The organism is Nitratidesulfovibrio liaohensis (genome assembly GCF_011682075.1).
Lineage (GTDB): Bacteria > Desulfobacterota > Desulfovibrionia > Desulfovibrionales > Desulfovibrionaceae > Cupidesulfovibrio > Cupidesulfovibrio liaohensis.
Map to the genome: position 1 here is coordinate 1 of NZ_VSMK01000812.1, position 11,262 is coordinate 11,262.

Here is an 11,262-nt window from a genome sequence, read left to right on the forward strand (position 1 = left end):
CTGCCGCTGGCCCTGTTGGCCCTGCGGGCCGTCACGTCGGCCCGGCGCTGGCGCGACGAGGGGGCCGTGCGCTGCACCCTGCGCAACGTCTGTCTGCGGCTGCTGTACGCGCTGGGGGTTCCGGCGCAGATACTGGCGCGTTGGTACCGCGCCCGCAAAGGAGCATCATGAGCGACACCTGCGTACTCTTCTTCGTCAAGTATCCCGAACCGGGCGCGGTGAAGACGCGTCTTGCCTCCGTCATGGGCGCGGAAGCCGCCGCCGCCATGTACCGCCATTTCGTGCAGGACATGCTGGCCGAACTGGTGCAGGTAAAGGCCGACCTGCGCATCTGTTGCGACACGGGCACCGTGCCCCCCGGCGTCCAGCGAGCGCAGGGGGCACAGGGCGCCCTGGCCGCGTGCAAGGCCTGGCTGGGGCCGCAGCATGTCTATCAGGCCCAGCAGGGCGACGACCTGGGCGCGCGCATGCGCACGGCCCTTGCAGATGCCTACGCCGCCGGGTACGAGCGCGTGGTGGTGCTGGGCAGCGACATTCCGGACTTTCCGCACGAACTGGCGCAAAAGGCCCTGGACGACCTGGACCTGCACGACGCGGTCATCGGCCCGGCCTTTGACGGCGGGTATTATCTGATAGGCTTCCGCCGCGACCGCTTTCTGCCCGGCGTGTTCGACGGCATGGAGTGGAGCGGCGCGTCGGTGTACGCCGCCACCATGGAGCGGCTGGAGGCCGCCCGGCTGGACGTGGTGCGCCTGCCGGAATGGAACGACGTGGATACCATGTGGGATCTCAACGTCTTGTACCGCACCAACCGCAACAGCTCGTTCCGCAGGTCGTCGTCCTACGCCGCCATGCGCGAGCACGATGCGCTGATCCGCCAGTACGACATGGAACTGCCCGTATGGGCACGGGAAACGGAATCCGGAAAATGAACCCTGTTGCGCCCCTGACGCGCGCGGCATTGTGGGGCGTGCTGGCCCTGCTGCTGTGCGCCCCCCTGTGTGTCCCCCGCTACACGCTGGCCGCCGAGGCCGCGCCGGTTCCAGCCCCGATTACCGCCGCGTCTGGCGAGGTGCCGGAAGCTGGCGCCGCCGACGAGCCGGAAGAGCCCAAAAAGGCCAAGGCCTTCAGCACGCTGATCATCTACTTTGAAAACGATCTGTTCGGCGGCACGGACCAGTATTACACCAATGCGGTGCAGGCCCGGTTCGTCTCGCCCGACCTCAAGACCCTTTCCGACAACAGGCTGTTGCCCGAATCGCTGGGCAGCCTCATCGAACGACTGCCCTTCGCAGGCGACCCCGACGCCCAGTACAACGTCAGCGTGGCCTTCGGCCAGGCCATCTACACCCCGTCAGATACCCAGGTCCGGGAGTACATACCCGGCGACAGGCCTTACGCGGGCTTTCTGTATGGGGCGGTCGGCCTGCACGCCAAGAAGGGCGACCGCATGGATACCCTGCAATTCACCGGGGGCATCGTGGGGCCTTCGGCACGGGGAGAAACGGCCCAGAACGAAGTGCATGAAATGCGTCACATTCCCACGGCCAAGGGCTGGGACAACCAGTTGCACGACGAGCCGGGGCTGATGCTGACCTGGCAACGCAACTGGCGGCTGAATCCTTCATCCATCGGACACGGGTTCGACTGGGACGTGCTGCCCCGAGTGGGCGCCACGGCGGGCAACGTGCTGACCCAGGCCAACATGGGGGGCGAGGTGCGCTTTGGCTGGAACCTGCCGGGCGATTTCGAGACCTCGCTGATCCGTCCCGGCGGCGGTATCGAGGCCCCCACCGACGATGCGGACCCCCGCGTGCGCGACAGCTGGGGCTGGTACCTGTTCGCCGGGGCCGACGGGCGGGCCGTGGGTCGCAACATCTTTCTGGACGGCAATACCTGGCGCGACAGCCACGACGTGGAAAAGAAGTACTTCGTGGCCGACCTGTCCGGGGGGCTGGCGGTGATCATCGAAGGGGTACGCATCACCTATACCCACGTCTATCGTACCGAGGAATTCGTGGGGCAGGACCGGGGGCAGCACTTCGGGTCGCTGACCGTGGGGGTTTCCTTCTAGCCGCTGGCAGGGGACTGTAATGGGCCCACGCCGTGGCATGGCATGCAAGGGGGGCGTTCCGCAGGGAACGCCCCTTCCTTTTTTTGTGGCGATTCCCCGTCGTTGCGTGCGTGGTCCTGGTGTTGAGTGAGGAGTGTGGTGGGCTTTAATGCATGAGGCATTATGAATATGGTGTGGTGCTTTTGTTTGTTGTATTATGTCTTGCGATATTCAGTAGTATCGGCGCTATGCATGATGATATATATTTAGTGGTGATACTTGTTGCTAATGTAATAATTATTATCTTTTGTGTTGCATATTGAATTTGCTTTTGTTGGTGTTAAATATGTAGGATGTGTTTGTTTTTTGATGGGATTTTGATGTGTCATGCATGCTTTTATCGCGCTTTTCATTACGTTTTGACTGTCCTGACGAAAATCCCCCTTTTCCTTCTCTCGCCGTATGGCCGTGTGGGCTGCGGGCTGCCGTTTTTGTCACACCATGATTTATAACAGTGATTGCCCGCCTTGGACTGGCTACAATATTATAGACAAAAAAGTAGGCGAGATGGGCAGGTTATTGGGGAAACTCGTCAGAGAGACACGCCTGGAGCGAACCGTTGGCGGCAAGCCGCTGTCCATCCGCCAGTTGGCCGACCGGTTGGGGGTGCATCATTCCTACCTCAGCCGCATTGAACGGGGCGACGATGTCTGCCTGAAGCCGGAACGGCTGATGCTGCTTGCCGATCTGCTGGGGGTAGACAGGTACTTCATGCTCGCGGTGGCGGGCATCGTGCCCGAAAAGCTGCGCGAAGCCATCTATGACCACCGCGAGGCGTTCACCATGTTCATTCGTTGCGTCGTGCGCAACGAGCCGGACGGGGACGACGATGCGGTCATGGCGCTCGCCAATGTCAGGTCCGGGCATCCGCACTGGAGCATTCCTTATGCCGATGGGGCGGACCTGCTGTGCGGCCTGGTGGACGCCATGTCAGCCAAAGGGTGGATCGTCTCCCGGATGGCCCAGGACCGCATGGCTACGCAGTTGTCCACATGCGAACTGCCGTTTTGCGACATCGACCTGCGGCGGGGTGTCGTCACCACCGACGGCGTGCGCAGCCTGCGGGTGTACCTGGGGCTGCGTGGGACGGATGGTGGCGTTTCCCGTGTCTACCGTTCACGACGCGTGGTGACCGGCAGGCTGGGCACCATGATTTCCATACTGGGCCGCATGCGCCATGCCATGGGAGCATGGGTGCGGGTGGTGGACGGCTTCGACATGGTGGTTTTTGACAGCCACGAACAGGAACCGTTGCGCATGGACGTTCGGGCTGACGCCGGGGACAGCTTTCGGCACGCCCGCGGGTGTGGCGGCACGGCAGGTGCGCCGGACAACCACACGAACTGCATCGTTTTCGAGCGTCTGGCGCGGCGAAGCGCGGGCACGCACGAAAACCGCCTGCAGTACGAGCGTGCCCTCGGCAAACTGGCCATGTCGGCCCATGCGTTTTTTCCGTGGGATGAGATGGAGGCGTTTTCGTACATCATCGTGCTATCGCATTGATGTTCATACCTGTCCTTGTGCGGTTCCAATCCGGCATGAACCGGATCGGATCAGGGTCGAATTCGGATCGGAAGCGGGTTGTCCCGTGGTTCCATCACCATCAGCAAGTAGAGGGTTTCATGAACAATTTCAGTGTCGGTATCAGGCTGATAGCAGGATTCATTTTTGTTTCCCTGCTCACGTTGATCACCGCCGGTTCCGGGTATCTGGCCATCGGAAATGCCAGTGAAAGCCTGCGCCGCTCCAACGAGGAAATGCTGCCCGCCGTGGCACATATCGGCAGCATCGAACTGGCCATGCGCAGTATCGTGGTGGCCCAGCGCACCCTGATGATGGAGCGCCTGCCCAGGGCCGACCGAGACCGCCAGCGGGAGGACATCCGTCTCTCGCGCGAGGTCATCGCCAAGTCGCGCGGCGAGATGGACCGTCTGCGCCGTTCGCCCGCCGTGCAGGATAAGTGGACAGCCTTCGTCACCACGCTGGACGCCGTGCGCGCCATCAACGATGAAATCATGTCTTCCATCCAGGAATGGGAGCGGGACATCGCCAGTGACGACAAGCAATCCAGGGCAGCTGACCTTGTCACCGGCAAGGGCGTGCAGGCCAATGCCCGCCTGGCCGAGGCCGCCGCTGCCGTGCAGGAGGCCGTGCGGGCAGAGGCGCGGGCCGCACGGGTTCAGAATGCGGCCGAAGCGCACACGGCGCACAACACCGCCATTGCCCTGGCCGTGGGCGCGCCGTTGCTGTCGCTGCTGCTCGGTTTTCTCATTTCGCGGTCCATCACCCGTCCGTTGGGCGGGGCCGTGTCGTTTGCGCAACTGGTGGCGGGCGGCAACCTGAACGCGGACCTTGCCGTGCGCGGGCACGACGAGATCGGCAGGCTGGCTGACGCCCTGCGGGTGATGGTGGACACCCTGAAGGCCAAGATCGCCGAGGCCGAAGACAAGAGCGAGCAGGCAGCCCGCAAGGAGCAGGAAGCCCTGGTCGCCATGCGCGAGGCGGAAGAGGCCCGCAGGCAGGCGGAAAACGCCAAGCGCGAGGGCATGTTGCAGGCTGCGGCGCAGGTGGAAGGCGCGGTGGAGGTGGTGTCGTCGGCGTCCGAGGAACTTTCCGCCCAGATCGAACAGGCCGACCGTGGCGCGGAGGAGCAGGCCAAGCGCGTATCCGAGACGGCCACGGCCATGGAGGAAATGAACGCCAGCGTGCTGGAGGTTGCCCGCAACGCAGGCGACACGGCGGAAGTTTCCGATGCGGCCCGCGCCAAGGCCGCCCATGGCGCGGCGCTGGTGGAGCGGGTGGTGGGCACCATTGATGGTGTGCGGCGGCAGTCGCTGGACCTCAAGGCCGACATGGAAGACCTGGGCCGCCAGGCGGAATCCATCGGGGCAATCATGAACGTGATCAGCGACATTGCCGATCAGACCAACCTGCTGGCGCTGAACGCGGCCATCGAGGCGGCGCGGGCCGGTGACGCCGGGCGTGGTTTTGCCGTGGTGGCCGATGAGGTGCGCAAACTGGCCGAAAAGACCATGCATGCCACCGTGCAGGTGGGCGAGGCCATCCGCGGGGTGCAGCAGGGCACCCGCAAGAACATGGAGAACGTGGACCGCTCGGTGCACGGCATCGAGGAATCCACCCAACTGGTGCGCCAGTCAGGCGAAGCGCTGGGCGAGATCGTGCGGCTGGTGGAAACGGCCAGCGACCAGGTGCGCTCCATTGCGACTGCTTCAGAGCAGCAGTCCTCGGCCAGTGAGGAAATCAACCACGCGGTGGAGCAGGTCAGCACCATTTCCGGTGAGACGGCGCAGGCCATGCGAGAATCTGCGCGGGCCGTGTCCGCCCTGGCGGAGCAGGCCCAGGTGTTGAAGCGCCTGGTGGAAGAGATGAAGGCGGCATGACCTCCGCGCCATGAAACCGGGGAGCCAATGAAAGCGGGCCGCCCTTCCGTGCAGGAGGGGCGGCCCGTTGTTTTGCAAGAAAACCGGATCGTACCGGCAGGCAAGGATCAGTGCAGGGCGGGGTGGGCTAGTTCACCGCCTCGCCGCTGCCGTACACCTCGGCCAGGATTTCACCCGCGCCGTCGGCCACCAGTTGCGCGGCAAGGTCCAGGCCGATCTGGCGGGCCTGCGCGCCGTCGGGGGCGCTGACGCCGTTCATGGTGCGGCGGATCACCCGCGCGCCGGTCAGGTCGGCCACAAGGCCTTCCAGGGCAAAGGTGCCGTCGCCGGTCATAACGGCGTGCCCGGCAATGGGCACCTGGCAGCCGCCCTGCAACCCGGCCAGAAAGCCGCGTTCGGCCTCTACGCGGATGCGGGTGGGGGTGTGCTCCATGAAGGCCAGCAGGTCGCGCAGGTCTGCCCGGTCGGCCCGGAACTCGATGCCCAGCGCGCCCTGGCCCACGGCGGGCAGGAAGGCGGGCGGCCCCAGCACTTCACTCCTGGGCGCGGAAAGGCCAAGGCGCTTCATGCCTGCGGTGGCCATGATGATGGCGTCGAACTGGCCCTCGGAAAGCTTGCGCAACCGGGTGTCCACGTTGCCGCGCAGGGAGACCACGTTCAGGTCCGGGCGCAGGGCCAGCAACTGCGACTGGCGGCGCAGGCTGCTGGTGCCCACGGTGGCCCCGTGGGGCAGGGCGGCCAGCGAGTCGTGGTGCACGGACAGGAAGGTGTCGGACGGCTCCTCGCGTTCGGGAATGATGCCCAGCACCAGCCCTTCCGGCAGTTCCATGGGCACGTCCTTCATGCTGTGCACGGCCAGGTCGGCCCGGCCATCCAGCAGCGCCTCCTCTATTTCCTTCACGAACAGGCCCTTGCCGCCCACCTTGGCCAGCGGCACGTCGAGGATGATGTCCCCACGGGTCTTCAGGACCAGCAGTTCCACCGAAACGCCGGGGTGTCGGCCTTCGATGCAGGATTTGACGTGTTCGGCCTGCCACAGGGCCAGCTTGCTGCCACGGGTGGCGATGACGAGTTTCTTCATGTGGTTGCGCGCGGTGAGAGGATGATGTCGTGGGCGTGTGCCATTAGCTGCAGGTGGAGCAGTTGCCGCCCGAACACCCGGAACAGCCGCCACGGCTGGACTTGGGGAAGGTCACGGTCTGCCCCACGCGCGAGGGCGCGGGCATCTTGAAGCAGGCGCAGGACAGCTGCTTTTCGGTACGGGCGGAACCGCAGGCCGGGCAGGGGGGCAGGTCGTCGCCAAAGACGAGTTCCTCGAACTTCTTGCCGCAGGCGGTGCATTCGTATTCATAGATGGGCATGATGCGTGTCTCCTCCAAAGGCGGTGCGAAAGGCTGCCCCGTCGTGTCTCGTGACGTGGCCCATGCATGCCGCGTGGCGTGTGCCAGGCGTGCGGGGCATGGGGACGCGGGGTGGAAATTCGTTCTGCGTGCGCGGCACCGTGCAGGCGCCTATTCCGGCGCCTTGCCTTCCAGGTACGGTTGCAGGGCCAGCACGTTTTCGAACAGGAAATGGTCGGTCAACTGGCACAGCAGGTGGCCCACGGTGATGTGGATTTCCTGCACCAGCGGGGTGCGCCGGTCGGAAACGTCCAGCAGGTAGTCGCACAGCGCGGCCATTTCACCGCCACCGCGACCGGTCATGCCCACGGTGGTCACGCCCTTTTCGCGCGCGGCCTTCAGCGCCAGCACCACGTTGGGGCTGTTGCCGGACGTGGAAATGCCCACCAGCATGTCGCCGGGCTGGCCCAGTGCCTGCACCTGCTTCTGGAAGACCTGCTCGAAGCCGTAGTCGTTGCCTATGGCGGTAAGTATCGAGCTGTCGGTGGTCAAGGCCAGCGCGGGCAGGGGGGGGCGCTCCATCATGAAGCGGTTGACGAATTCGGCGGCCAGGTGCTGGGCGTCGGCGGCGCTGCCGCCGTTGCCGCAGAACATGATCTTGCGGCCACGGGCAAGGGTGAGGGCCATCTGGAGGGCCAGTTCCACCACGCGGTCGGCGTTCTGCTGGAAATAGCGTTCGCGTAGCTTCGCGCCTTCGGTGGCGTGCTCAAGCACTATCTGGCGGGCGTTGTCGGTCATGGAGCGGTGAATACCTCTGCGGCGGCCGTGCGGCCAACCCGTGGATGTTGCGGAACCACTCGGCAGTATACCAAATGGTCGGGCGTGACAACCGTGGGGCGCGGCCGGGGCGGCGACTGTGCGGGCGCCCAGCGCGTGTGGGGCGCGAAGTCCTGGCCCGTCCTGCCGATGCGCCACCATCTGCCCCGTGTCCGTTTTCGCGTCCGGTCCGCACCCGGCCCGCACCCGGCCCGCACCCCGCCCGCGCGCATCCCGTGCGCCATTCGCGCGGTTATTTCTTGAAGGCGCGGGCTGTTTCCACTAGGAACACTCCATGCACACCGCGCTTCGTTCCATTCTCATCGTCACCAAGTCGGGCCACCGCGAGGCGGAGGCCCTTGGCGAACGCATGCGCGCCTGGCTGGCCGCGCGCGGCCTTTCGGCGCGCGTGGTGGAAAACACGGGCGATGCCGTGTCGCTGGCCGTGGCCGGGCAGGAATGCAGCCTGGCCCTGGTGCTGGGCGGCGATGGCACCATCCTTGGCGTGGCCCGGCGGCTGCTGGGCTCCGGGGTGCCCCTGCTGGGCGTGAATCTGGGCAAGGTGGGCTTTCTGGCGGAAGTGGCCGCCACCCGCTGGGAATCCAGTCTGGAACGGCTGCTGACCGGCGGCGTTACCGTGCAGGAGCGGCTGGCCCTGTCCTTCCGCGTGGAACGCGACGGAGCCACGGTGCATTCCGGCGGCGCGGTGAACGACGTGGTCATCAATCGCGGCATCCTCGCGCGGGTCATCAACCTGGACCTGCGCGTGGGCTCCGAGCGGCTGGGTGAACTGCGCGCCGACGGGCTGATCGTCTCCACCCCCACCGGGGCCACTGGGTATTCCGTGTCCGCGCGCGGGCCGCTGGTGCACCCGCAATTGCACGTGTACACCGTGACGCCCATCTGTCCGTTCCTGAACAACCTGCTGCCGCTGGTGCTGCCCGGCGAGGCACACCTGTCGGTAACGGTGCGCGAGCGCACCACCGATGTCTACCTGACCCAGGACGGACAGGAAGGCTACGCCCTGCACGCGGGCGACGTGGTGCATGTGGAACGCGCCCCCGGCGGCATGCTGTTCGCCACCATCGAGGAACTTTCGTACTACCGCAAGCTGAAGGCCAAGGGGTTCATCAAGGATCAGTCATAGGGGCTGTTTCCAAATCGTCCTTTCGTCCGTTGGCTGACCGCCCGCGCATTCCGGTCGCCCCGCGCGGCCATCCGCTCCGTCTCCGCGACGGCCCTTTGCCGGGGGGCCGCCCCGCCGCGCCACCCGGCCCCGCCGATACGAGGTTGTCATGCGAAAGCTGCCCGAGTTCGACGCCGTCAGGGACATCCGCCTGCGCAAGGACCCCTATTTCGACGCGTGGATCTACAACTTCATGACCGAGAACAATCTCGAACACCTCATGAACCCCACGCTCATCGCCACGCCGGAGCAGTTGCGCTTCATGGTGTCCCTGGCCGACGACCAGGTCTACGTACCCTGTTCGGACGACACCTTCCGCCTGCTTACCGCGCAGGATACGCCCCGCGCGTTGCAGGATCAGTACAACCGCGCGTGGCGCATCATCATGCGCCTGGTGCGCAGCGCCACCCACATCGAAAAGCAGGTCAAGCGGCGCATCATGCAGTACTGCCGCCACCGCTTCCGTCTGCACATCAGCCAGCACACCGCCATTCCCTCGCGGGTGGTCAAGCGCCTGACCAGCATAGTGCTTACCCAGTCCGGCCAGGAAGACCCGTGGGAAGGCCGCAAGCAGTCCGCCAACCGCAAGGCCCGCGCCCTGTTGCAGGACCCCGCGTTGCAGCGTCTGCTGCGCCGCCCCCCGGCCACCCTGGACCCGCACCGCGACATCGTGGACATGCGCTGGGAACTGGACCTTACGGAACTGGTCCGGCTGCTGCACGTGGCCATGCGTGGCCGCCGCTGGCTGGAATGTCCCCCTTCGCCGCTGGAAGTGGAGCAGGCGTTGGAGTCGGTGGGGGCGCCATCCGCCCAGCTGCGCCTGCTGTTCGGCCCGGAAACCGAGCCGCGCAAGAAGATTCTGTACCTGTGCGACGGCGACGGCGGGGTCATGTTCGACCTGGCCGTCATCCGCGTGCTGCTGCGCATGGGGCACCAGGTGGTGCTGGCCCTGAAGGAAGGGTTCTTCTTCTACGCGCCCATGATCTGGGACGCGGAGTCCGACCCGGTGCTGAAGGAAGAGATGGAATCCGCCTTCATCCTGCATGACGACCGGGTGACCAAGAACGACCTGCTGCGCCACCTGCGCGAGCACCGCTTCGTGGTCATTTCCGACGGCACGCGCGAACGGCTGAACCTGTACCGCGCCAGCGTCACCTTTGCCCGCGCCTGGAAGGAATGCGACGTGGTCATGGCCAAGGGCTGGCGCGCCGACCATACCTTTTTGCGTACCAGCCACCAGTTCACCCGCGACATCGTGTGCTTCTGGTGCGACGACGACGGGCAGTGCCACATCACCTGCAAGCCCCGCGCGACCGGGGTGCGCAAGTTCACCGAAAAGGACCTGACCGGCAAGGCCGACGAGATCATCGAGGCCATGCGCGAGGCGCGCCAGCAGGGCAAGGCGGTGATGTTCTACAGCTGCATCATCGGCTCCATTCCCGGCCAGACCAAGACCGCCATCAACGTCGTGGACACCTTCGTCCGCCACCTGCGCGAGAAGCTGGACACCACCTTCATCATCAACCCCGCCGAGCACTTCGAGGAAGGCATGGACGGCGACGACCTGATGTTCATGTGGGAACGGGTCCAGCGCAGCGGCCTCATCGACGTCTGGCGTTTCCAGACCGTTGAGGATATAGAGACGAGCTTCGCGTTGCAGGAACGCAAGGTGCCCTCGGTGTGGGCGGGCAAGGATTCCACCTACTCCACCGGCTGCACCAAGGAAATGCAGATCGCCCTCGACATGCAGAAGAAGCACCGCGAACTCCAGATCATCGGCCCTTCGCCGGACAACTTCTTCCGCCGCCGCGAATACGGCGTGGGCAAGTACTTCGACGTGGGCATCAGCGGATAACCCAGCCTCAAGGACACATGATGCAGACCCTTCATGCCGTGGCAGCGCTGCTCACGGAATGCTTCGACGCCCAGCACAAGGCCACCGCCGACTGGCACGTGGCCGAACCCCCGGCGCACGAGCCCGCGCCCGTTGCAACGGACGCCACGGAAGCCGTGGCCGACGCCGCGCTGCTGCATCGGCTGGTGCTGGCCCAACACTTGATGAACTTCCGCTTGTGGCACGTGGAAGACACCGCCCGCCGCACCGACGTGGGCACGGATGTCATCGCGGAGTGCAAGCGCGCCATCGACGGCCTGAACCAGCGCCGCAACGACTACATGGAAAAGGTGGACGCCTGTCTGGTGGCGCTGCTGCGGCCGCAACTGCCCGCGTCCGCCCCCGGCCAGCGCCCGCGCCACAATACCGAGTCGCTGGGCATGGCCGTGGACCGGTTGTCCATCCTCAGCCTGAAGGTCTTCCACATGGAAGAGCAGGCCGAACGCGCGGACGCCGCGCCCGACCACCGCGAACGCTGCGCCGCCAAGCTGGCCGTGCTGCGCGAGCAGCGC

10 protein-coding genes are annotated in these 11,262 nt (G+C 65.4%); 7 read left to right on the forward strand and 3 right to left on the reverse strand.

The annotated features are described in order from the left end of the window. Positions 1–167: 167 nt before the first annotated feature. From FVW27_RS20285 to FVW27_RS20300, 4 genes are all read left to right on the forward strand, one after another. The gene (locus tag FVW27_RS20285; RefSeq protein WP_167128903.1) at positions 168–932 is read left to right on the forward strand and encodes a TIGR04282 family arsenosugar biosynthesis glycosyltransferase; all 765 of its coding nucleotides are present in this window, start codon (positions 168–170) and stop codon (positions 930–932) included. Further along, positions 929–2,074, forward strand: a complete 1,146-nt coding sequence (locus FVW27_RS20290) for a lipid A deacylase LpxR family protein (protein WP_167128906.1) — start codon at positions 929–931, stop codon at positions 2,072–2,074. Before FVW27_RS20285 ends, FVW27_RS20290 begins: the two co-directional genes overlap by 4 nt. 447 nt (positions 2,075–2,521) lie before the next feature. After that, complete coding sequence (locus tag FVW27_RS20295) at positions 2,522–3,616, forward strand: helix-turn-helix domain-containing protein (RefSeq protein WP_167128909.1); 1,095 nt, start codon at positions 2,522–2,524, stop codon at positions 3,614–3,616. A 119-nt stretch (positions 3,617–3,735) separates the two neighbouring features. After that, positions 3,736–5,514, forward strand: a complete 1,779-nt coding sequence (locus tag FVW27_RS20300) for a methyl-accepting chemotaxis protein (RefSeq protein WP_167128912.1) — start codon at positions 3,736–3,738, stop codon at positions 5,512–5,514. Between the two features lie 127 nt (positions 5,515–5,641). Here the strand turns inward: FVW27_RS20300 and hemC are convergent, their stop codons facing one another. The 3 genes from hemC to FVW27_RS20315 form a co-directional block, all read right to left on the reverse strand. Beyond that, positions 5,642–6,595, reverse strand: a complete 954-nt coding sequence (hemC, locus tag FVW27_RS20305; protein ID WP_167128915.1) for a hydroxymethylbilane synthase — start codon at positions 6,593–6,595, stop codon at positions 5,642–5,644. A gap of 43 nt (positions 6,596–6,638) precedes the next feature. Further along, positions 6,639–6,875, reverse strand: coding sequence for an FmdB family zinc ribbon protein (locus FVW27_RS20310; RefSeq protein WP_012611732.1), 237 nt, complete (start codon positions 6,873–6,875; stop codon positions 6,639–6,641). A gap of 150 nt (positions 6,876–7,025) precedes the next feature. After that, complete coding sequence (locus tag FVW27_RS20315) at positions 7,026–7,652, reverse strand: D-sedoheptulose 7-phosphate isomerase (protein WP_012611731.1); 627 nt, start codon at positions 7,650–7,652, stop codon at positions 7,026–7,028. A gap of 313 nt (positions 7,653–7,965) precedes the next feature. Here FVW27_RS20315 and FVW27_RS20320 point away from each other — a divergent pair, with 313 nt between their 5' ends. The 3 genes from FVW27_RS20320 to FVW27_RS20330 all read left to right on the forward strand — a co-directional run. Then, positions 7,966–8,817: an NAD(+)/NADH kinase gene (locus tag FVW27_RS20320; protein WP_167128918.1), complete on the forward strand. Its 852-nt coding sequence runs from the start codon at positions 7,966–7,968 to the stop codon at positions 8,815–8,817. Between the two features lie 148 nt (positions 8,818–8,965). After that, the gene (locus FVW27_RS20325; protein ID WP_167128921.1) at positions 8,966–10,711 is read left to right on the forward strand and encodes an ARMT1-like domain-containing protein; all 1,746 of its coding nucleotides are present in this window, start codon (positions 8,966–8,968) and stop codon (positions 10,709–10,711) included. A gap of 20 nt (positions 10,712–10,731) precedes the next feature. After that, positions 10,732–11,262, forward strand: a 531-nt coding sequence (locus tag FVW27_RS20330) for a DUF4254 domain-containing protein (RefSeq protein WP_167128924.1), incomplete at its 3' end; no start/stop codon positions are given.

What these genes read in the sequence shown, in the direction of transcription:
- FVW27_RS20285 (WP_167128903.1), top strand. Translation starts at nt 168, where the DNA reads ATGAGCGACACCTGCGTACTCTTCTTCGTCAAGTATCCCGAACCGGGC.
- FVW27_RS20290 (WP_167128906.1), top strand. Translation starts at nt 929, where the DNA reads ATGAACCCTGTTGCGCCCCTGACGCGCGCGGCATTGTGGGGCGTGCTG.
- FVW27_RS20300 (WP_167128912.1), top strand. Translation starts at nt 3,736, where the DNA reads ATGAACAATTTCAGTGTCGGTATCAGGCTGATAGCAGGATTCATTTTT.
- hemC (WP_167128915.1), bottom strand. Translation starts at nt 6,595, where the DNA reads ATGAAGAAACTCGTCATCGCCACCCGTGGCAGCAAGCTGGCCCTGTGG.
- FVW27_RS20310 (WP_012611732.1), bottom strand. Translation starts at nt 6,875, where the DNA reads ATGCCCATCTATGAATACGAATGCACCGCCTGCGGCAAGAAGTTCGAG.
- FVW27_RS20315 (WP_012611731.1), bottom strand. Translation starts at nt 7,652, where the DNA reads ATGACCGACAACGCCCGCCAGATAGTGCTTGAGCACGCCACCGAAGGC.
- FVW27_RS20320 (WP_167128918.1), top strand. Translation starts at nt 7,966, where the DNA reads ATGCACACCGCGCTTCGTTCCATTCTCATCGTCACCAAGTCGGGCCAC.
- FVW27_RS20325 (WP_167128921.1), top strand. Translation starts at nt 8,966, where the DNA reads ATGCGAAAGCTGCCCGAGTTCGACGCCGTCAGGGACATCCGCCTGCGC.